Raw genomic sequence first — 22,249 nt, 5'->3', positions numbered from 1 at the left:
TTAACAACTTTGAAACGTTGGAAATTCGTTATGAAACCGGGCATTTACATAACAGTGCTACGGGGATCACTTAAGCAGGAAATATGAAAGAAAAAGGGGATGCAGAATGAGATGGCAGAGGGTTGTGACAGGGAGCCGTTCGGTGCTTCCCGGGTGGCGGCATAAACGCCTTACCCGGGCTACACGGTGGGAAAAGACTTACCCCATCACCGCCGTACTCAACCGGCAGGTGCAGCAGCGCCGTCCCTGCTCGTCAAACACCACAATCTCCCAGCTTTGATTTTGACGGCCCAGATGCAGCGGCTGGCAGACGGCACGTACTTTACCCTGCGACACCGCCCGGTGATGGGTGGCATTAAGCTCCGTCCCCACCACACACTGACCATCGACAGTCATCATATAGCCGGCCATCGACCCCAGCGTTTCCGCCAGCGCGGCGGAAGCCCCACCGTGCAGCAAACCAAAAGGTTGATATGTGCGGGCATCCACGGGCATTTCGGCTTCCAGCACATCATCGCCCACACGGGTATAGACAATCCCTAAATGGCCGACCAGCGTACGGACACTTGTGGCATTGAGTTCATCAAGCGTTAAACGGCGCTTCCAGATCATTTATGCCCCCAGCGTCGAGCCGCCATCCACCACGATATCCTGTAGCGTGATGTGGCTGGCATAGTCAGACGCCAGAAACAGAATGGTACTGGCGACTTCTTCCGGGCGGGCAATCTTCCCCAGCGGGATACCCAGCTTGAACTGTTCGCCAAAGCCGGCGATACGCTTTTGTTCCGCATCGTTGCTGGTCCATAAAGTGCGCTGCATATCGGTATCGGTAGAGCCAGGTGAGACCAGATTCGCCCGCACGCCGCTGGCGGCCAGCTCCAGCCCCACCGTCAGCGCCAGACTTTTCAGCGCCGCTTTCGATGCGCCGTAAGCGCTCATGCCAATGCGCGGTGTGTGCGCTGCATCGGAGGCCACGGTGACAATCGCCCCGCCCCGCTGCTGGCGAAACTGCGCCATGGTCGCCTGAAACAGGTTAAACGCCCCGCCAACGTTGACGGCAAAAGTCTGCTGCCACGCCTCCTGCGAAAGCGCATCCGTTGCCCCCATACGCAAAATGCCCGCCGCGTTGACCAGCACATCCAGCCGCGCATTCCTCGCCAGCACACGAGAGCAGACCCGCGAGACCTGTTCTGCATCGGCAATGTCCAGTATCTCGGTGGTAAAAGGGTAGTGCTCACCGTCAAAAGCCCGGTCAAACCCCGTTACCTGCGCGCCCGCGTCAGTAAACGCCAGCGCCGTGGCATAACCGATGCCTTTTCCGGCCCCGGTCACCCAGACGGTTTTTCCTGAAAAGTCCATCAGTTGACCTCGCGGGAGAGCAGCGCCCACCAGGCATCGATGGTCGGGTTTTTCGCCAGCATCACAAAATCGATATCGCCATGCACTTTGCGCCAGCGCGCCGCCAGCGCCATCATGCGTACGGAATCCAGCCCATAATCAATCAGATTTTCATCATCGTAAGGCTCGTCAGATTCATCCAGCAGCGGCAGGATCAGTGCGCGCAGCGCCGCTTTGCTGGCGGGCACCGGAAGTAACGCCTCGGTCATCACCACGCGCCCGGAGCGGCCCGCCACGTATTTCAGCGACATCATATGCTCCTCGCGGCTGAAATCCGCCAGCGCATCGGCCACCATAAAGGGCTTGATATCGCGCATAAAGGCATCAGTGGCAGTCGTCATGCAACCGATATGGGCATACACGCCCGTTATGATGAGCTGATTGCGCCCGGTCTCTTTCAGCATCTGCTCCAGCGGCGAACGGTGAAAGGCGCTGTAACGCCACTTCACCAGCACCGTATCGGCTTCGTCAGGGGCAAGCGCCGCCACAATCCGTTGCTGCTCTGGCGAGCGGGTCAACCCCGGCCCCCACATATCGTTGAGCAGCGCGCGATCGTCATCACTCTGCTCTTTTGGCTGAGCGGTGTAATAAACCGGGATATTGTGCTGCTTACAGAACTGGCGTAGCGCGGCGATATTGGCAACCACCTTTTCCATCATCGGGCAATTATCGCCCCAGAAATTGAGGAAATACTCCTGCATATCATGAATCAGCAAGGCGGCGCGGTCAGGTTCAAAGGCCCACTGCACTTTGTTATCCGGGATATCATTCGCGGTTGGCAGTGCGTAACCGGTCAGTTTGGGAATGGCCATCTTTTCTCCTCGTTACGCCTGGGCGCGTTCTGCCAGCGTCTGGCGTAATTGTTTCTTATCCACTTTGCCTACCGGGGTCAGCGGCAGCGCCGCCAGGCATTCAACGCGGTCCGGTAGTTTAAAATCCGCCACACCCTGTTCACGCAGGAAACGACGGATCTCCACCGCCCGTACCGGATGTTTGACCACCAGATATGCGCAGCTTTTTTCCCCCAGCAGGCTGTCTTCCATGCTGACCAGCGCGGCGTGGATCACCGCCTCGTGGCGCAGCAGTAAATTCTCAATCTCTTCGGCGGCAATCTTCTCGCCACCCCGGTTGATCTGATCTTTCTCGCGCCCCTGCACAGTGATGTAACCCGCGTCATCAATAGAAATCAGGTCGCCGGAGCAGTAGAAGCCATTGGCATCAAAGGCGCTGGCATTATGTTCCGGGCTATTGAAGTAGCCCCGAAAGGTATACGGCCCGCGCGTCATCAGGCGCCCCACTTCACCACGCGGCAGTGGATGACCGTTTTCATCGGCCACCCAGACTTCATCGTCCGGGCACATCGGGCGGCCCTGGGTGTTAAAAATGCGTTCCGGGGTGTCGTCCAGCGCGGTGTAATTCACCAACCCTTCCGCCATGCCGAAGACCTGCTGTAACTGGCAGCCCATCTCCTCGGGAATGCGTGCCGCCAGCGTGGCAGACAGACGCGCGCCCCCCACCTGTAGCAGCCTGAGCGAAGCCAGTTGCCCCTTGTCGGCCCCGTCGGCAATCGCCTGTAACCACAGGCTGACCGCAGGCGGTACCAGCGACGTAACGTTGACGCGGTGTTTTTCGATGAGCGGGAAGCAGAGCGTGGCGCTGGGATCATTCGCCAGTACTACGCAGCCGCCCGCCAACAGCACCCCCAGCGAGCCTGGGGAGCTCAGCGCATAGTTGTGGGCGGCGGGCAGTGCGTTGAGGTAACGGGTATCTGCGGTAATCCCGCAGATTTCATTGCTACGGCGGATGCTGTAGTAATAGTCATTATGGGTACGAGGGATCAGCTTCGGCGTGCCGGTACTGCCGCCAGAAAGCTGGAAGAAGGCCACTTCATCGGCCGGCGTCGGCGTGGCGATAAAGGTCTCTGCCGGGCACTTAATCGCCGCCGTCAGCGACTTCTCACCGCTGTCATTAAGAAATAACGACACGCGCACCGACGCATGTTCAGCGGTGAAATCCTGCCAGAACTGATCGGTCGCAAAGAGCGCATGCGCACGGTCGGCAATCAGCAATGCTGGTTTGATCTGCACGGCATAGGCGTTAAGCTCCGTGCGTTGGTGGCTGAACAGCGCATTCACCGGGGCAACGCCGATTTTGAGCAGCGCAAAGAAGGTGATGTAAAACTCAGCCACATTGCCAAGCTGTACCAGCGCCGTTTCGCCGCGCTGAATACCCTGCGCCTGCAACATGCTTGCCAGATTGTCAGAAGCCTGATGAAGCTGCCGGTAGTTAAAACTGCGCTCACCCTCTATCACGGCCACCGCGTCACTTTGCGCATGGCGGGTCAGTATGTCGGTCATCGGCACATCCAGCCAGTAACCTTTTTCACGGTAGCGCGTGGCGAATTCATCCGGCCAGGGAGTAAAGGGAATGGTCATCATCGCTCCTTAATGCAGGCCAAAAACGTTCAGCATGGTGGACAACTTGACGCCGGTTTCGCGCCACTCCGCCGCCGGTGACGACGCGGGGACAATGCCCGCACCGGCAAATAACCGAACGCGGTTTTCGTGAATGCGCGCGCAGCGGATAGTCACGACCCACTCGCCGTTACCTTCGGCGTCGCACCAGCCGACAATGCCGCCAAACAGTTCGCGCTCAAAGGGTTCTAACCCGGCAATCAGCGTTTTCGCCACCTGATGCGGAAAACCGCTCAGTGCAGGCGTGGGATGTAACAAACAGGCGAGCGTCAGGGCGTTTTCACCCGGTAGCGCGGTTCCCTCAATCGGCGTCGCCAGATGCCATAGCGTCGGGGTGGTAACCAGTTGCGGGGAATCCGGCAGACTCAAGGCGCGGCTGCGCGGCGCCAGCAAGGCTTTCATCGCCTGAGTGACCAGTTCATGTTCATGACGGTCTTTTTCCGAGGCCAGTAGTCTGTTGCCCGCTTCGCGATCCAGCATGTCATCCGGTTGACGCCGCGCCGACCCGGCCAGCGGCAGAGAGCTAAATTGGTCACCCTCTTTACGCAGCAACAGTTCCGGGCTTGCGCCCAGTAACACATCTCCTTGCGCCAGCGGAACATGGAAGTTAAAGCTCGCCGGGTTTTGGGCTATCAGGCGCTCCAGCAGGATGCCGCTGTCGAGGTGCGCATCGGTGGCAATATCAATCAGCCGCGAGAGGACTATTTTGTCCACCTCCGGTGTGGCGGTCAGCGCGGCCCCACGGGCAACCATATCCATAAAGACATCCTGCGGCGGAATTTCCGTACGTCTGGTGACGTCAGGCATGTCGTGCCCGGAGAAATAGCGGGAGGAGCGCTGCTTAAACGGGCGCGAAAAGGTCTGCCAGGAAGCGGGAATAAACAGTTCAGACGGCTGGGTAGTATCAAAAGGGATGGCCCCCACAACCACCGGATTGGCAATGCCCCGCGTTTTAGCATCGGCAAAAGCCTGCGCCAGTTTCCGTTGAAACGCGCTGTCCGGGCTATCCCCTTCCACCGCCGGTTCACTGATACGGGCAAAACAACCCGATGTCATAAAACTGCGAAACGGCGACATAAAAAAGAACTGGTCCGACGCCAGGGTTTTCGCAGCCTGTTGTACATCCTCAGCCAATGACGTATCCATATCATCCTCCAAAAATGATAAATATATTACGAATGATTATCATTTGAATTTTGGTTCGGTAAGCTAAAGGTAATAACCCGACATGTCAACTGGTGCGCCCAACTCCCTTGCGACTAACGCTTGCATCCATCACGCGCAATGATGAAAATGAGAAGCATTAACTTCAACAAAAACAGGATGTGACTTCGTGAGATTCCCTTTCTTTTGCCGCAAGGCCCTTATCATGTTGGGTATTTTTGTTTTCGGACTTTCCGCAGCGATCGCCGCCGACTGGCCGCGTCAGGTGACGGATAGCAAAGGCAGCCATACACTCGATCACAAACCTCTGCGTATTGTCTCCACCAGCGTCACGCTAACGGGTTCTCTGCTGGCTATCGATGCCCCGGTTATCGCCAGCGGCGCTACAGCACCGAATAACAGATTCGCCGACGATCAGGGCTTTTTACGCCAGTGGGGCGAAGTGGCGAAATCGCGTAACGTCGCGCGTATTTATATTGGCGAACCGAATGCCGAAGCCGTTGCCGCACAGATGCCGGATCTGATTCTGATCAGCGCCACCGGCGGCGACTCTGCGTTATCGCTTTACGATCAGCTCTCGACCATTGCGCCGACCCTGGTCATCAATTACGACGATAAAAGCTGGCAGGCCCTGCTTAGCCAACTGGGTGAAATCACCGGCCAGGAAAAACAGGCCGCTGCCCGTATTGCTGAGTTCGATAAGCAAATGGCCGACGTTAAAGCGCGCATAAAATTGCCGCCGCAGCCGGTTAATGCGCTGGTTTATACGCCGGCGGCGCACAGCGCGAATCTGTGGACCACGGAGTCCGCCCAGGGCAAGCTTCTGCAACAACTGGGTTTTGCGCTCGCACCGCTGCCGGAAGGATTGCAGACGCTGCAAAGCCAGGGTAAACGCCATGACATCGTGCAACTGGGCGGTGAAAATCTGGCGGCCGGTCTGAACGGCGAAGCGCTGTTCCTGTTCGCCAGCGATCAAAAAGATGCTGACGCGCTGAATGCCAACCCGCTGCTTGCCCATCTGAACGCGGTTCAGAACAAGCGTGTTTATGCGCTGGGCGCCGAAACGTTCCGTCTCGATTACTACAGTGCAACGCGGGTATTAGCGCGGCTGTCCGCGCTGTTTGGCTAATACGCCCTCCCGGCTGGCGCTTCGCTTAGCCGGGCTACGTTCACGGCAGAATCGTTTTCCAGGCGCGTAGCCCGGATCAGGTGCCTGCGCCGCCATCGGGGGAAGCCAGCGGAATCTGGCGAAACCGACGCAATTCGCACAACGTCAGCACCAGCATCACACCCACCATCGCCAGCACAAAACCACTGCTACTCGCCGAGGCCGCTGGCGTCATCACAACCCCAAGCCCGCCCAGGACTGCCGCGCCAATCGCATCGCCCGTGACGTTTTGCGCCGTCCACAGACCGTTGATACGCCCCAGCATCGCTTCCGGCGTTTGCGTTTGAATCAACGTGTATTGCAACAGTGAACTGATCGCACTCAGCCAGCCAAACAGGGCCAGAAACGCCGCGCCCAGCACCCAGTAAGGCATCAGGCTGAATAACCCAATAGCAACAAACGCCCCCACGCTACTGCCCAACATCAACAGGCCCGGACGCGGATGTTGCGCCAGCCGCCCACTGGTTAACGCGCCTGTCGCCGCGCCAAGCGGGATTGCCGCATACAGCACGCCAATTTGCGCCGCCGGGATGCGCCACTCAACGGCCAGTGCGGGATACAGCACGCGCACGGCGCTGGCCATGGTCAACAAACCCCCCAGCATCGCGATACCGCCAATCAGCGGGCTGTTGAACAAAAAACGAATACCCGCCACCAGCGAAGACAGCGGGTGTTCACGCGGCTGTGGCGGAGGCGGCAACACAGGCAAATTCAGTAATGGCAACAGGGTGATAAAGGTCCCTGCCGCCGCCAGCCCGTAATTCCAGGCCACCCCACCCGTTGCCAGCAACAGGCCGCCGCACATCGGGGAAATCACCGAGCCCAGGCGCACCGTCAGCATGGTGATCGCCCCGGCCTGCATTAAATTCTCACGCCCGACCAGCGCCGGGGTTGCCGCCAGCAGCGCGGTCACGCCGAGGGATGCGAAAAAACCGTCCCATAAACCGAGCAAATAAATCGCCAGCAGGGACGGTTCCGGCAACTGCGTGTTAAGCCACAGGCCGATAAAACCCATGCCGCAGGTGCCTCGCGCCAGCAGAATCAATTTTTTGCGTTCATAACGGTCGGCCAGAACGCCGCCCGTCATCAATCCAACGAACATCGCGCCGCCGGTCAGGGTAACGGACAGGCCCACCTGCCAGCTTGAACCGGTCATCGCCTGAATCTGTACCGGGACGGCAACGCCCAACAAACCCAGCGATAAGATTGAGATGAAACGGGCAAGAAACACGGCACGAAAGGCCGGATGCGTCTTCAAAAGGCTTACATTCAGCAGCCGGGATTGTTGGTTCATTACAACGCCTTAAGGCAATCTTTTTTTATCCATTCCAGGGCGTGCATGGTAACATAAGCAAACAAGATCGATAACGATAATTACTATCATTATCAAGTCAGGAATGTTTTATGTCGCTTCCTCGTTCCTCGAGGCGTGCTCTCACGCTTTTCGGGCTATTGATACTGCTTATTATGGCAATGGCGCTCAGTATGCTGGTCGGTGCTAAAACGGTGCCCACCAGCGTGATTGTTGATGCGCTGACAGGTACCTGCCAGAGCGCAGACTGCATCATTATTCGCGACGCACGCTTGCCACGCACCCTGGCCGGCTTACTCGCGGGCGGCGCACTGGGCCTGGCGGGCGCGCTGATGCAAACCCTCACCCGCAACCCACTGGCCGATCCGGGCCTGCTGGGCGTAAATGCCGGGGCCAGTTTCGCCATTGTCCTGGGTGCGGCCTTGTTTGGCGCCGCCTCCCCCGTTGAACAACTGGCGCTGGCCTTTGGTGGCGCACTGGTGGCTTCACTGATCGTAGCCTTTACTGGCAGCCAGGGCGGAGGGCAACTGAGCCCGGTGCGCCTGACGCTGGCGGGTGTGGCGCTGGCCGCCGTGCTCGAAGGGCTTTCCAGCGGCATTTCGCTACTCAACGCCGATGTCTACGATCAATTACGCTTCTGGCAGGCCGGGTCACTGGATATTCGCACCCTGCAAACAGTAAAAATTGTGCTTCTGCCAGTGCTATTGGCTGCAAGTATTGCGCTCATGTCCAGCCGGGCGCTGAACAGTCTCAATCTGGGCAGCGATACCGCGACTGCGCTCGGCAGCAAAGTGGCGCGCACGCAGCTTTCCGGTCTGCTGGCCATCACCGTACTTTGCGGTAGCGCGACCGCAGTAGTCGGCCCCATCGCCTTTATCGGGCTGATGATGCCGCACCTTTCGCGCTGGCTGGTGGGGGCCGATCACCGCTGGTCGCTGCCGGTGACCCTCATCGCCACCCCTGCCCTGTTGCTGTTTGCCGATATTATTGGCCGTCTGCTGGTGCCGGGTGAGCTGCGCGTGTCAATTGTTAGCGCTTTTATTGGCGCACCGGTTCTGATTATCCTGGTTCGCCGCGCGCGCGGAGGTGGCCTGTGACCGCCCCGTCCCGTCGTCTGATCATCAGTTGTCTGCTGATGCTGCTGGCAAGCCTGGCCTTTGCCCTCTGGGGTCTGCGCAGCGGTGCGGTGATGCTCGATAGCAGCCAGGTCATTAATGCGCTCACCGGGAGCGCGCCGCGCGCCATGCAGCTTGTGGTCATCGAATGGCGGCTGCCCCGCGTTCTGATGGCGCTGCTGATCGGTGCCGCGCTGGGTGTCAGCGGCGCTATCTTTCAGTCGCTGATGCGAAACCCGTTAGGCAGCCCGGATGTGATGGGCTTTAACACCGGGGCATGGAGTGGCGTGCTGGTGGCAATGGTGTTTTTTGGTCAGCATCTGACGGCGATTACGCTCGCCGCTATGGCGGGCGGCATTCTGACCTCGTTCATCGTCTGGTCGCTGGCGTGGCGCAACGGCATTGAAACCTTCCGCCTGATTATTGTCGGCATCGGCGTACGGGCGATGTTGATGGCTTTTAACACCTGGCTGATTTTACAGGCCTCGCTGGAAACCTCGCTTACTGCCGGGCTGTGGAATGCGGGGTCGCTTAATGGTTTGACCTGGGCCAAAACTTTCCCCTCTGTGCCGTTTATTCTGCTGATGTTTATCGGCGCAGCGTTGCTTTCCCGCCGTATGCGACTGCTGGAGATGGGGGATGACAGCGCCTGCGCCCTTGGCGTGAGCGTGGAGCGTTCGCGCCTGCTGCTGATGCTGGTGGCCGTTGTGCTGACCGCCTCCGCCACGGCACTTGCCGGGCCTATCTCATTTATCGCGCTCGTCGCGCCGCATATTGCCCGGCGTATCAGCGCCACCACACGCTGGGGCCTTGCACAGTCGGCCCTCTGTGGCGCCCTTCTGCTGCTGGCCGCGGACATTTGCGCACAACGGCTGTTTATCCCTTATCAGTTGCCGGTGGGCGTCGTCACCGTCAGCATTGGCGGTATCTACCTTATCGCCTTGTTAATTCAGGAGTCCCGCAAGAAATGATCGATACTCAGGCCCGTTTGCATGGCGAACAGCTAACCCTGGGCTACGGTAAAAAAGTTGTCGCAAGAGACCTGAGCGTCTCGATTCCCGATGGTCACTTCACGGCGATTATTGGGCCGAACGGCTGCGGGAAATCGACGCTGCTGCGCACCCTGAGCCGCCTGATGACGCCAGAGAAAGGCCATGTTTATCTGGACGGCGAGCAGATCCAGCGTTTTGCCAGCAAAGAGGTGGCGCGACGTGTCGGGCTGCTGGCGCAAAATGCCACTACGCCTGGTGATATCACCGTTCAGGAGCTGGTCGCCCGTGGCCGTTATCCGCACCAGCCGCTGTTTACCCGCTGGCGTCAGGAGGATGAGCAGGCGGTCACCCGCGCCATGCGCGCCACCGGGGTGGACACGCTGGCGTTGCAGAGTGTGGACACGCTCTCCGGCGGACAGCGACAGCGCGCGTGGATAGCAATGGTACTGGCACAAGAGACCTCGATCATGCTGCTTGATGAGCCGACCACCTGGCTTGATATCAGCTATCAGATCGATCTGCTGGAGTTGCTCAGTGAGTTAAACCGCGAGCAGGGGTACACGCTGGCGGCGGTGCTGCATGATTTGAATCAGGCCTGTCGCTACGCTACCCATTTGATTGCCCTGCGAGACGGCAAGATTGTGGCGCAAGGCGCGCCGAAAGAGATTGTGACCGCAGAACTTATCGAAGCGGTGTACGGTTTGCGCTGTATGATTATTGAAGATCCGATCGCCGGTACGCCGCTGGTGGTGCCGCTGGGACGACGTTCGCTCTGATGCAGTCCCGGATGGCGGCTTCGCCTTATCCGGGCGACCATCGTAGCCCCGGTAAGCGTCGGCGCCACCGGGGACATTTCCCTTATAACTACCCCAACAACTCCCGCACAACCGGGCCAATCGCTTCAAACGCCTGCGGGGAAATGATATCCACATGGGCGCAATCCTGACGATAAACCTCCAGTTCACTCACCCACGGCGACCAGGCCTTTTGTGGATCCATCCCCGGTGTCAGCGTGCGTTCGGCGACAAAGAGCGTCGCTTTACCGTCAAATTTCGCGCTGTGGGCCGTGGTCAACAGACGTACCGCATCGCCATAGTTACCTTCAATCGCGGCAAACAGTTCCGTCGAGGCCTGCCCTTTTTGCGCCGCCAGAAACGCCTGTCGCTCGCGCTCGATTTCCGCCAGCACGGCAGGATCCAGCCCGTTGGCCTCTTTCTCCGCCCAGTTCTGCGTCTCCGGCGGCCAGGTATCCAGCAGCCCTAAAAATGCGACCGTTTCCCCGCGCGCCCGCAGCCGGGCGGCAATCCCCTGCGCCAGGGTACCGCCCAGCGAATAACCAAACAGGTGATAAGGCCCATGTGGCTGCTGCGCAAGCAGTGTCGCAAGATGGTGTTCGCACACCTCATCCAGTGTGGCGGCCTGCTGCATCGGCCCATCAGGACGCGGAGACTGGATGCCCATAATCGCCCAGCGCGGCGAGAGATAGCGCGTCAGCACGCTGAACTGCCAGGCAAAACCAGAAGCCGGATGGAAACAGAACAACACCGGCCCGTCGCCATCGCGCAAGGGCAGAAGGGTTTGCAAACCAAGCTGGCTATCGACCTGCGTCTGCGTCAGCAAGACCGCCAGTTTCTCGACCGTTGAGGCCACCATAACCTGCCCCGGCGTCACCGGGCGCGCAAACGTCTGGCTCAGTTGTGCAGCCAGGCGCATCGCCAGCAAAGAGTGGCCGCCGAGGGCAAAGAAATCGGCCTGCGCGTGCTGAACCTCGCAGCCGAGCAGCGCGGAAAAAGCCTGTGCGATCTGCGTTTCCACGCCCGGATTCAGCACCCGACCGACCTGCTCACGCGCGGGTTCAGGCAGAGGCAGCGCTTTTCTGTCGAGCTTGCCATTGGCACTCAGCGGAAGCTCGCTGAGTTGCAGCAGCACCACCGGCACCATATGCGGCGGTAGCTGCGTACTTAATTGCTCGCGCAGCGCGGTGAGATCCAGCGGCAGCCCGCTCTCTGAGACCACATAGCCCACCAACTGGCGCGCATCGCCATTGCCTGCCGCCGCCTGGTTCAATACGCAGGCATGGGCGACGCCCTGCGCGACATCTCTGAGTGTCTGTATCGCCTTGTCTATCTCGCCCAGCTCAATACGCTGGCCGCGAATTTTTAGCTGGTCATCGCTGCGGCCCAGATATTCCACCGCGCCATTCTCCAGCCATTGCGCCACATCACCGGTGCGATACATACGCTCGCCAGGCGCAAAGGGGTCAGCGATAAAGCGGCTGGCGGTAAGATCCGGCCGCCCCAGATAGCCTTGCGCCAGTTGAATACCGGTCAGGTACAAATCTCCCGCCACACCCGGCGGCACCGGCTGCATCATGCTGTCCAGAATACGCAGCCCCGTATTCCACACCGGGTAGCCAATCGGTACGCTGTTGCCCTTCACCGCCGCCAGCGCATCGCCAAACGCCGGATACCAGCTCACATCAACGGCGGCCTCTGTAGGCCCGTAAAGATTATGCAAAGGCACGCCAGTCAGTTGTTGCCACTCGCGGCACAGGGCCGCCGGAAGCGCTTCGCCGCTGCAAAATACCTTGTTCAATGTGCGGCAATTTGCGTGCGCCGTTTCTGGCGTCAGCGATGTAACAAACGCAGCCAGCATGGACGGGACGAAGTGCGTGGTGGTCACGCCAAAACGGGCGAAGAAGCGTTGCAACGCCTGTGGATCGCGGTGTGCCTCCGGTTCCGCCATCACCAGTTGCGCGCCGGCAATAAACGGCCACCAGAACTCCCACACGGAGACATCAAAGCTGCACGGCGTCTTTTGCGCCACGACGTCCTGCGCGTTCAGCGGATAGTGGTTTTGCATCCACAACAGACGGTTGACGATAGCGGTCTGCCCAACCATCACCCCCTTCGGTCGCCCGGTAGACCCCGAGGTAAAGATAATATAGGCGGTGTGTTGCGGGCGGGACAGCACCAGGGGTTCGCCGCCCGTCACCGCCAGCGGTGCGCTGTAGCAAAGGTGAGTCAGGCCAGGCAGACCACGAAAACGTGAAAGCTGGTCATCAGAGGTGATAAGCAGACGCGGTCTGGCATCTTCCAGCATCATGTGCAGTCGTTCATCCGGGTAACCCGTATCGAGCGGCAGCCAGGCAGCCCCGGCTTCGACAATGCCGTGCAGCGCCAGCGTCAAAAACACAGAGCGCGGTAACGCGACGGCAACGCTGTCGCCGGGTTTAACGCCACGCTCACGCAGAAGTTGCGCCAGCGCCACCACCTGCTCACGCATCTCCCGATAGGTTAATTGCCAGCACGCATCGGCCAGCGCCGGAGCATCCGGCGTTCTTGCCGCCTGTTCGGCCACCAGTTGGCTCAGCGTTGTGGCTGGCAACATCATGCCGGTATCGTTAATTTTTTCGATGCTCTGCCACTCATCAATGGAGATCAACTGCGCCTCACCGCAGCGCAGCGCCGGGTTCGCGGCAAACTGGTTCAACAGGCTGTGCAAGCGGGACACGTGGTGATTGAGCACGCGTTCATCGTAGCGGCTGCGGTTAGCCAGCACGTCCAGCGTCATGCCGCCCTCTTCGTCCGGAAAGAGCGCAATCTCCAGATCGTTGACCGGGCCTGTCGCCAGTGTATGGGTTTGCCCGGCAATCCCGTCAATATCCAGCAGGTAATCGAACATTTTGACGTTAAACACCGGGCCAAAGAGCGGCTCATCCCCGGCAGCGCGTCCGGCATCACGCTGGATTTGCTCGGCATCGTAACGCTGATGGCGGCGCATCTTTTTCAGTTGCCCGGCAAGGGCACTGGCCAGTTCCGCCAGGGTTTGCGTCTCGTCAATGTGTACGCCCAGCGGCAGTACATTGAGCACTGGCCCGGTTGCGGTCAGCGCCGCCGAACCCATCCGGCGCATAAAAATAAACCCGGCGGCATAATCCAGCCGCCCACAGAGCCGGCCTAACCACAACGCCACCAGCGCTAACGCCAGATCGGCTGACTGGCACTGGTTCGCCGTCTGGGCCAGGCGACGGAATGCGGCGGTATCCAGGCGACATGACAAACGCAGAATATCGGTCGTCGCCGCACGGCCCGGCAGTGGCGCAGCTGACAGGGAAACCGGTGCGGGTAAGGTGCGTTTTTGTTCCGCCCAGAAAGCTTTGTCACGCTGCCAGGCGTCGCTTTCCCGGTAGCGTTGATATTCATCCACCACTTCGGCAAAGGGGGTAAAGGGTGTCGGGGGAATGGCGTTACCCGCACGCAACGCACGGTAAATGGCGGCAATCTGACGGGTAATGGCGGGGAAACTAAAGCCATCTACCAGCAAATGGTGATAACGCTGATACCAGAACCAGCGGTGGTTATCGACCTGAATAAGCACATGGCAAAAAAGCGGTTTACCGCTGTCAACGCGAAGCTCCTGCGCGAGATCGGTCTGCATTAATGCCAGCGCCGCCGCATGCGGGTCGGCATGATGGCGAACATCAATAATCTGCGGCAAGGCAAACACGCAATCATCGTCCAGTTGCTGCCAGACCTCGCCGTTGTCTTCTGTAAAGCGCATCCGCAAAGTATCGACCTGGGCCAGGCCTTCTGTGATGGCCTTCGCCAGCAGCGGTGCGTCCAGTTCGCCATCCAGATCGACATAGTGGGCCACGCTCCAGGCATTGGGCAGCGTGGAGAGTTTTTCTGCCATCCAGATCCCAGGCTGCGCGGCCACGAGGGGTAAACGTGTGGTCATTCGCGTCTCCTTAGCAGGCGTGATGCGCCGGGGTTAAACTCTGCCAGTTAGCGTTGAGCCAGGCGTTACACACCTCCTGCGAGGCGGGCTGGCATACCACGCGCCATCCTTGCGGAAGCGCGCACTGCTGTGGCCACAGGCTGAACTGCTGCTGCGCGTTTTGCAGAATAAAAAATTGCCCCTGCTGATTATCGAAGGGGTTACTGAATTCCATACCAGGCTCCTGTCGTAATTGCGCTTATTGCGCCGCGCGTGTCAGAGGTTGCCAGAGGGTCATCAGCCCTGCGGTCAGCCCGCCGCGCCAGCAAAGCGCATCATGTCCGCCGTCAACCTGACGCCAGAAAACCGTCTGTTGTGTGTGCTGTAATTGGGCATAAAGGGCCTGATTGGCCCGGAAAATAATCGGTTCGCGCACCCCGGCTTCCAGCACAATACGCAGCCCCTGCGCGGATACCTCGCCGCGTTTGAGTTGTTCGATAAGCAGGCCATCCTGCTGGCTGTCGCGCGTTGGCCACCAAAAGGAGCCCGACTGACTCAGCACGCAGCCAAAACGCTGCGGCCAGTACAAGGCGGCATAGAGCGCTGACAAACCGCCAAAACTCTGCCCGGCCACCACCGTGCGGCCAGCGTCATCGCTAAAGGGAGTTATCGCCTGCACTTGCGGTAATAACTCCTGCTGAATCGCCAGCCAGAAATTGGGATTACAGGGCAACTCCTGGCTGCGGTGGGTGGTATCGATCACATCGATAAGCAGATAGACGGCAGGCGGCAGTAACCCCTGTTCGGTAAGGGCTGCCAGCGCGGGCCAGACAGGCATGCTTTCGGCCCAGAACTGACCGTCGAGCAGTATCGCCAGCGGGCGCTCTGCGCTCGGGTCATCACCAGTGGCGTAGACCCACACGCGGCGATGGTTATTCAGGCGTTGGCTATGCCAGCTCATCACCGTCGCCGGGGTGTATACGGCATCGGGCCGATCCCAGCCCGGCTGATGCGGGGCGCCGGGCATCGCCAACGGCGATACGGGATGGCCTCGCCCGCCACGCCAGCAATGCGGGTTAAGCGGATCGGCAATCGCGCGTGGCAGCAGTTTGCGCCAGCCTTCGCGCAGTGCCATACGATCCGGCGGCAATTGGGCAAACACCTGCGGCGAGAAGTCGTCAGCGCCATCGGAGGGGATCAGGCAATAACTTCCGCGCCACCCTGCTTCCAGTTGCGTTTGCCAGCACCAGACATCCGTTCCGGGAATGCGCGCCAGCGATTGCGGCGTCGCCTGCTGATGGTGGTCAGTGACGCCAGTGATATAGATCCAGACATGGGTAGTGCTGGAGGTGGTTTCGGTACCCGCCGGGTCACGCCACCAGAAGGTAACCTGATAATTTCCATCACTTTCCAGACACCACTCCGGCCCCGTTTTCGCCTTCCACCAGGCCTCGCTTCCCGCTATCAATGCCAACGCCATAACCTCACACTCACTGTGGAAATTTTTGCTTGCAGATTAACAATTATTGATAATATTATTGATAACTATTTTCATTTGCAATAGCGTATTGTCGCGCTTTGGCGAGCGCGTCTTTCATAATCACAATGCCGTCTTTTGCGGATTTTCTCAGGATGAGCCCCCTTCGCATTTGAATGGCAATGGCGTGCCGTGTTTCTTACCCGTCTGGGGATGGATCGCGCGGGAATACGGCAAGAAAAGCAGGAAAAACAATGAAAAACAAAATGCGTTCCCTGACCTTGTTGGTCAATCTGGGAATTTACGGCGTGGCTTTACCCGCATTCGCGGCAGAGACGACGACCAACGACACAGCCAGTAATGATGACACCATTGTGGTTACCGCCGCGCAGCAAAATCTGCAGGCGCCAGGGGTATCCACCATCACCGCTGATGAGATCCGCAAAAACCCACCCGCACGTGACGTTTCCGAAATCATCCGCACCATGCCCGGCGTTAACCTGACGGGTAACTCTACCAGCGGTCAACGTGGTAACAACCGCCAGATTGATATCCGTGGGATGGGGCCGGAAAACACCCTTATCCTGGTCGACGGAAAACCGGTCACCAGCCGTAACTCTGTTCGTCAGGGCTGGCGCGGCGAGCGTGATACCCGTGGCGATACCAGTTGGGTACCGGCCGATATGATTGAACGTATTGAGGTTCTTCGTGGCCCGGCCGCTGCGCGTTATGGTAACGGCGCCGCGGGGGGTGTGGTGAATATCATCACCAAAAAATCCACCGATCAGGCATGGCATGGTTCGTGGAACAGTTACTTCAACGCGCCTGAGCACAAAGATGAAGGCGCGACTAAACGTACCGACTTTAGTCTGAGCGGCCCGCTGGGCGGCGATTTCAGCTTCCGTCTGTACGGTAACCTGAATAAAACGCAGGCCGATGCCTGGGACATTAACCAGGATCACCAGTCTGAACGTACCGGTATCTACTCCAACACTATGGCCGCAGGGCGTGAAGGGGTGGAGAACAAAGATATTAACGGCGTCGTGCGTTGGGATTTCGCGCCGCGACAAGCACTGGAGTTCCAGGCAGGTTACAGCCGCCAGGGGAACCTCTACGCGGGCGACACCCAGAACACCAACAACGACAGCAGCACCAACAACTACGTGAAGGAAAACTACGGCAAGGAGACCAACCGCCTCTATCGCCAGAACTATTCCATCAACTGGACGGGCGGCTGGGATAACGGTGTGACCACCAATAACTGGGCACAGTATGAGCACACCCGCAACTCACGTCTCGGCGAAGGGCTGGCGGGCGGGCTGGAAGGTCTGTTCAACAGCAACCATTTCTCAGATATCGATCTGGCAGACGTGATGCTGCACAGCGAAGTGAGTGTGCCGTTTGACCTGCTGATCAACCAGAACCTGACCGTCGGTACCGAATGGAACCAGCAGCGGATGAAGGATATGGCGTCCAACACCCAAGCGCTGCAGGGCGGCCCGATTTCCGGTTTCGCCAGCACGGGCCGCAGCCCTTACTCCAGCGCGGAAATCTTCTCTGTCTTCGCCGAAGATAATATGGAAGTGACCGACACCACCATGCTGACGCCAGGCCTGCGTTTCGATCACCATACAGTGGTCGGCAACAACTGGAGCCCGTCGCTGAACCTGTCTCAAGGTCTGGGTGATGACTTTACCCTGAAAATGGGGATCGCCCGCGCGTATAAAGCGCCGAGCCTGTACCAGACCAACCCGAACTACATCCTGTACAGTAAGGGTCAGGGCTGTTATGCCAGCGGCACCGGCGTGGGCTGCTACATGATGGGTAACGACGACCTGAAAGCGGAAACCAGTATCAACAAAGAGATTGGTCTGGAGTTCAAACATGAAGGCTGGCTGGCGGGCGTGACCTGGTTCCGCAACGACTACCGCAACAAGATTGAAGCGGGCTATTCACCGTTAAGCCAGACCAAAGTCGGCAGCACCAAAACCGATATCTATCAGTGGGAAAACGTACCTAAGGCGGTCGTTGAAGGCCTGGAAGGGACGCTGAACATTCCGGTCACCGACGCGGTAACCCTGAGCAACAACGTCACTTACATGCTGCAAAGTAAGAACAAAACCACCGGTGAACGTCTGTCGATCATCCCTGAATATACCCTCAACTCAACGCTGAGCTGGCAGGTTGTGCAGGATGTTTCCGTGCAGTCCACCTTCACCTGGTACGGCAAACAACAGCCGAAGAAATATGACTACCAGGGTAACCCGGTGACCGGTTCTGCTAAGGACGAAGTCAGCCCGTACAGCATCGTTGGTCTGAGCGGTACCTGGGATGTGAACAAATACGTGAGCCTGACCGCTGGTGTCGACAACGTCTTTGATAAACGTCACTGGCGTATGGGTAACGCGCAGAGCACCGGCGGCACTACCGGCTGGATGTACGGCGCAGGTGCCAATACCTACAACGAGTCCGGTCGCACCTGGTATATGGGTATCAATACCCACTTTTAAGCACTAACCTTCCCTCTCCCTGCGGGGAGAGGGCGGGCGTAAGGCGAAATATGGATATCCTTCACTCCACGCTTACCCTTCATTCCCACCCGGTCCATTTCATCACCTTCGACCCCGCAACCTTTGCAGAGCGCGACCTGTTGTGGCTGCCCCACTATGACCGCCTGGCAAACGCCGGACGCAAGCGTAAAAGCGAACATCTGGCCGGGCGGATTGCCGCCGTGCATGCCCTGCGAAATTATGGTCATCAGGCCGTGCCGGGTATCGGTGCTGGCGGCGAACCGCTCTGGCCCGCCGGACTTTACGGTAGCATCAGCCATGCCGGGCAGACCGCTGTCGCCGTTGTCTCACCTGCCTGTGTCGGCGTGGATATTGAGAGCGTATTCTCTCCTCAGCTGAGTAAAGAGATCGCCGAAAGCATCGTGAATGCCGAAGAAAACGCGTTATTACAGCGTGCCTCGCTTCCCTTTGAACAGGGGTTATCGCTTGCTTTTTCCGCAAAAGAGAGTCTTTTCAAAGCCTTTTCCACCCTTGCCTTTCCCTTTCCCGGCTTCCATAGCGCGCAGCTCATTGCCCTGAATGACGAGTCACTCACCCTGCGCACCAATGCGCAATTCAGCCGCCATCACGCAGGGATGTGCGTCGATATTGCATGGATTTCTCATGCAGAACAGATCCTGACTCTGGTGAGCGGTATTCCTACAGGATCGTGATCGTTTTCTCCTTTTAAGAAATTTGCTGCACAAACCATAGACAGTTCAGCATTGCCGTTTTATCGTTAACTTGAATAATAAATCATTATTGAATAAATATTCAATGTGGAGAAAAAGATGAAAACGACCCTACTGAAATCTGCTGTACTGGCTTCCCTGATCGCCGCTTCCGGCTCGCTGTTTGCCGCGGATAACGGACTGATCGCCATTATCACCCCCTCACACGACAACCCATTCTTTAAAGCGGAAGCAGACGGCGCGGCGGCAAAAGCCAAAGAACTGGGCTACACCACCCTCGTGGCTTCCCATGATGATGACGTGAACAAACAAAACCAACTGATCGAAACGGCGATTGCCCGTAAAGCGAAAGCGATCATCCTTGATAACGCCGGCGCAGACGCCACCGTCGGCCCGCTGGAAAAAGCCAAAGCTGCTGGCGTACCGGCCTTCCTGATTGACCGTGAAATCAACAAAACCGGCGTTGCTGTCGCGCAAATCGTCTCTAACAACTATCAGGGCGCACAGTTGGGCGCACAAAAATTCGCCAAATTGCTGGACGGTAAAGGCAAATATGTCGAACTGTTAGGGCGTCAGTCTGATACCAACGCCAGCGTCCGTTCGCAGGGCTACCACGATGTGCTGGATGATTTTCCGGATATGAAAATGGTGGCGCAACAGACCGCGAACTGGAGCCAGACCGAAGCCTTCACCCGTATGGAAGCTATCTTGCAAACCAACCCGGACATCGTGGGTGTTATCTCCGGTAACGACACCATGGCGCTCGGCGCAGAAGCGGCGCTGAAAGCCGCCGGGAAAACCAACGTCATTGTGGTTGGCTTTGACGGCAGCGATTACGTCCGTGACTCCATCGTCAACAAAGGCAACATCAAAGCCACCGTTCTGCAACCAGGCTGGCAACAGGCGCAAATGGCAGTCGAACAGGCCGATTACTTCCTGAAAAACGGCAAAGCCCAGAAAGAAGAGAAACAGCTTATGGACTGCATGCTGATCGACGAAAGCAACGCCAGCAAACTGAAAATGTTCAACCTGAGCAAGTAAGAGCGGAGATGTTATGTCGTTAAAACAATGGGGTGCTGCATTCGTAGGGTGCACCACCCTGTTGCTGACGGCCTGCACAGTGGTGGATCTGGATGCAAACGGCAAGCCGATAATGCCTGCCGATCCGAATGCGAAAGCCAGCTTCGATAACATGACCCCACAGCAGATCGCGCAACAAACATGGCAAGAACGCGTCATCGACGCCGCCCACAAGCATGCGTTGGACGCCACCGCACTCACCACACAACTGAAGGCGACAAGCGACAAACCACAAAGCGTGTTTGTTCACCTGACAAGCAAAGTCGAACGCGTCGATGTCAGTAATGAACGTGAACAAAAGCTGATCATTACGTTCAACGGCCAGCCGCTGGAAGTGCAGACCGGGCCGGTTATCCAGGGCAACGCCATTCGCGATGCCACAGGCTTTAAATTTGAAGACTTTACCAACCAGGTTCAATTTGCGCAGTTATCACGGGCTTACAACCGCGAAACCATCAAGCACTTACCCAAAGTGGATGAGAGTTGGGTGGGTAAACAGGCGACTGTGCTGATGGCCATCACGATTAAGAGCGGTAAGGCAACAGATGCCGCGGCACTGGAGTTGAAACAGGAGACACAGTAATGAGCGATGTACCTGTGGATGACATTATTCTGCGCACGCGCGGTATCTCGATGCTCTTTCCCGGCACCATCGCGCTGGACAACGTGGACTACAACGTCTGGCGCGGCAAGGTGAATGTGATCATCGGCGAGAATGGCGCAGGGAAATCCACCCTGATGAAAATCCTCGCGGGTGTACAGCAACCGAGCCTGGGTGAAATCGAACTCAACGGCAAACCGGTGCAGATTTCCAGTACCCGCGCCGCTGCCGCACTGGGTATCGGCATGGTGCACCAGGAGCTGAACCTGTTTGAAAACCTCAACGTCGCCGAGAACATTTTTCTGGGACGCGAGTTGCAAAAAGGGATTGCGCCTATCAACGAAGCGGAACAGGAAAAACGGACCGCCGAGCTGTTAAAACGTCTCGACCAGCCTATTTCACCGAAAGAGCTGGTGGGCAACCTGAAAGTAGGCCAGCAGCAGTTAGTGGAAATCGCCAGGGCGCTGGCGGAAGACGCGGACATCCTGATCCTCGACGAACCCACGTCGGCGCTGAGTAAAACGGAAGTGGAGATCCTCTTTCGCGTGATCCGTGAGCTGACCCGCCAGGGGGTGTCGATTATCTATATTTCGCACCGTCTGGAAGAGTTAATGGCCATTGGCGATGTCATCACCATTCTGCGCGACGGCAAGTTTCAGGCCGAAGCGAAAGTGTGCGACATCGACGTCCCGTGGATCGTTCGCGAAATGCTGGGCAGCGATCCGGTGAGCAACTTCCTGGCACCGGGCCGTACCTTTGGCGCGCCGGTGCTGGAAGCGGAGCACATCACCTGCGTTAACAGCGCGGGCAATGCGGTGGTGGACGATGTGACCTTTAAGGTTCACAGCGGGGAAATTGTCGGTATTTACGGCCTGATGGGCGCGGGGCGCACAGAGCTGTTTGAATGCATGCTCGGTACCGAACGCAACTACCTGGGCAAACTGTGGCTCGACAGCAAACCTGTGCCGCAGCGGCTGGCAACGGCGGATCGTATCCGCATGGGGATGAGCCTGGTACCGGAAGACCGCAAACGTACCGGTATCTTCCCGATATCGTCGGTGGCAACCAATTTGACCATCGCCAGCCTGTGGCGGCGGTTGCAGCGCGGGATCACCATTTCGCAAAAAGATGAGCAGGCGGTGGTGGCCAGCACGATTGGCAATCTGTCGATTAAGGTCTCAACGCCGGATGTGGAGATCCAGGCGCTGAGCGGCGGTAATCAGCAAAAAGTGGTCATTGGTCGCTCGCTGTTAACCAACCCGAAAGTTCTGTTTCTGGACGAACCGACGCGCGGGATTGACGTAGGGGCGAAAGCCGACGTCTTCCGCATGATGGTGCAGCTCTCCGAACAGGGGATCGCAGTGGTCTTTTCCACCTCCGATCTGAAAGAAATCATGGCGGTATCTGACCGCATTCTGGTGATGTCCGGCGGCAAACTTACTGCCGATATCGTGCGCGATCGGGCCGAAGAATCGGCGCTGGTAACGGCAAGTGCTCAGGGGTTCTGA

The 22,249-nt window shown here is 58.2% G+C and carries 18 protein-coding genes; 9 read left to right on the top strand and 9 right to left on the bottom strand.

The genetic code is table 11. The features are described 5' to 3' along the window. Nucleotides 1-198: 198 nt before the first annotated feature. Genes entH through entC form a run of 5 tightly spaced genes read right to left on the bottom strand, consistent with a single transcriptional unit; the run spans nucleotide 199 to nucleotide 5,018 of the window. Nucleotides 199-612 carry a proofreading thioesterase EntH gene (gene entH, locus IP582_RS06595; RefSeq protein ID WP_193795455.1) on the bottom strand — a complete coding sequence of 138 codons (414 nt, stop codon included), beginning with the start codon at nucleotides 610-612 and terminating at the stop codon, nucleotides 199-201. Next, a complete protein-coding gene (entA, locus tag IP582_RS06590; protein WP_193795454.1) occupies nucleotides 613-1,359 on the bottom strand; it encodes a 2,3-dihydro-2,3-dihydroxybenzoate dehydrogenase EntA in 747 nt (248 codons plus the stop codon). After that, nucleotides 1,359-2,210, bottom strand: a complete 852-nt coding sequence (locus tag IP582_RS06585; RefSeq protein WP_041852185.1) for an isochorismatase — start codon at nucleotides 2,208-2,210, stop codon at nucleotides 1,359-1,361. Before IP582_RS06585 ends, entA begins: the two co-directional genes overlap by 1 nt. Before the next feature lie 12 nt (nucleotides 2,211-2,222). Further along, a complete protein-coding gene (gene entE, locus IP582_RS06580; RefSeq protein WP_193796197.1) occupies nucleotides 2,223-3,833 on the bottom strand; it encodes a (2,3-dihydroxybenzoyl)adenylate synthase EntE in 1,611 nt (536 codons plus the stop codon). 9 nt (nucleotides 3,834-3,842) lie between these two features. Further along, complete coding sequence (entC, locus tag IP582_RS06575) at nucleotides 3,843-5,018, bottom strand: isochorismate synthase EntC (RefSeq protein WP_193795453.1); 1,176 nt, start codon at nucleotides 5,016-5,018, stop codon at nucleotides 3,843-3,845. Nucleotides 5,019-5,205: 187 nt separating this feature from the next. On the opposite strand from entC, the gene fepB reads away from it, so the two are divergent. Further along, complete coding sequence (gene fepB / locus IP582_RS06570) at nucleotides 5,206-6,165, top strand: Fe2+-enterobactin ABC transporter substrate-binding protein (protein ID WP_193795452.1); 960 nt, start codon at nucleotides 5,206-5,208, stop codon at nucleotides 6,163-6,165. Nucleotides 6,166-6,241: 76 nt separating this feature from the next. Here the strand turns inward: fepB and entS are convergent, their stop codons facing one another. Continuing rightward, on the bottom strand, nucleotides 6,242-7,498 hold the full coding sequence (entS, locus tag IP582_RS06565) for an enterobactin transporter EntS (protein WP_193795451.1): 1,257 nt from the start codon (nucleotides 7,496-7,498) through the stop codon (nucleotides 6,242-6,244). 110 nt (nucleotides 7,499-7,608) lie between these two features. Between entS and fepD the strand changes: the two genes are divergently transcribed. From fepD to fepC, 3 genes are read left to right on the top strand one after another with little or no spacing between them, the layout of a single operon-like run. Next, a complete protein-coding gene (gene fepD, locus IP582_RS06560; RefSeq protein ID WP_193795450.1) occupies nucleotides 7,609-8,613 on the top strand; it encodes a Fe(3+)-siderophore ABC transporter permease in 1,005 nt (334 codons plus the stop codon). Between the two features lie 38 nt (nucleotides 8,614-8,651). Further along, complete coding sequence (fepG, locus tag IP582_RS06555) at nucleotides 8,652-9,602, top strand: iron-enterobactin ABC transporter permease (protein ID WP_255520048.1); 951 nt, start codon at nucleotides 8,652-8,654, stop codon at nucleotides 9,600-9,602. Continuing rightward, complete coding sequence (gene fepC / locus IP582_RS06550; protein ID WP_193795448.1) at nucleotides 9,599-10,399, top strand: iron-enterobactin ABC transporter ATP-binding protein; 801 nt, start codon at nucleotides 9,599-9,601, stop codon at nucleotides 10,397-10,399. Before fepG ends, fepC begins: the two co-directional genes overlap by 4 nt. Nucleotides 10,400-10,487: 88 nt before the next feature. Here the strand turns inward: fepC and entF are convergent, their stop codons facing one another. Genes entF through fes form a run of 3 tightly spaced genes read right to left on the bottom strand, consistent with a single transcriptional unit; the run spans nucleotide 10,488 to nucleotide 15,822 of the window. Continuing rightward, the gene (entF, locus tag IP582_RS06545; RefSeq protein ID WP_193795447.1) at nucleotides 10,488-14,363 is read right to left on the bottom strand and encodes an enterobactin non-ribosomal peptide synthetase EntF; all 3,876 of its coding nucleotides are present in this window, start codon (nucleotides 14,361-14,363) and stop codon (nucleotides 10,488-10,490) included. 10 nt (nucleotides 14,364-14,373) lie between these two features. After that, the gene (locus IP582_RS06540) at nucleotides 14,374-14,577 is read right to left on the bottom strand and encodes an MbtH family NRPS accessory protein (RefSeq protein ID WP_193795446.1); all 204 of its coding nucleotides are present in this window, start codon (nucleotides 14,575-14,577) and stop codon (nucleotides 14,374-14,376) included. A 24-nt stretch (nucleotides 14,578-14,601) separates the two neighbouring features. After that, nucleotides 14,602-15,822, bottom strand: coding sequence for an enterochelin esterase (gene fes, locus IP582_RS06535; RefSeq protein WP_193795445.1), 1,221 nt, complete (start codon nucleotides 15,820-15,822; stop codon nucleotides 14,602-14,604). 251 nt (nucleotides 15,823-16,073) lie between these two features. On the opposite strand from fes, the gene IP582_RS06530 reads away from it, so the two are divergent. From IP582_RS06530 to IP582_RS06510, 5 genes are all read left to right on the top strand, one after another. Further along, complete coding sequence (locus tag IP582_RS06530) at nucleotides 16,074-18,329, top strand: TonB-dependent siderophore receptor (RefSeq protein ID WP_193795444.1); 2,256 nt, start codon at nucleotides 16,074-16,076, stop codon at nucleotides 18,327-18,329. 50 nt (nucleotides 18,330-18,379) lie between these two features. Further along, nucleotides 18,380-19,042 (top strand): enterobactin synthase subunit EntD, encoded by a 663-nt coding sequence (entD, locus tag IP582_RS06525; protein ID WP_193795443.1) that lies wholly within the window; start codon nucleotides 18,380-18,382, stop codon nucleotides 19,040-19,042. Nucleotides 19,043-19,159: 117 nt separating this feature from the next. Further along, nucleotides 19,160-20,101, top strand: a complete 942-nt coding sequence (locus tag IP582_RS06520) for a D-ribose ABC transporter substrate-binding protein (protein WP_193795442.1) — start codon at nucleotides 19,160-19,162, stop codon at nucleotides 20,099-20,101. 13 nt (nucleotides 20,102-20,114) lie between these two features. Further along, on the top strand, nucleotides 20,115-20,723 hold the full coding sequence (locus IP582_RS06515; RefSeq protein ID WP_079497978.1) for a DUF2291 family protein: 609 nt from the start codon (nucleotides 20,115-20,117) through the stop codon (nucleotides 20,721-20,723). After that, complete coding sequence (locus tag IP582_RS06510) at nucleotides 20,723-22,249, top strand: sugar ABC transporter ATP-binding protein (protein ID WP_193795441.1); 1,527 nt, start codon at nucleotides 20,723-20,725, stop codon at nucleotides 22,247-22,249. Before IP582_RS06515 ends, IP582_RS06510 begins: the two co-directional genes overlap by 1 nt.

The sequence above is a fragment of the Citrobacter sp. BDA59-3 genome, assembly GCF_015167655.1.
Lineage (GTDB): Bacteria > Pseudomonadota > Gammaproteobacteria > Enterobacterales > Enterobacteriaceae > Phytobacter > Phytobacter diazotrophicus.
This window is presented reverse-complemented; position numbering and strand designations above follow the sequence as displayed.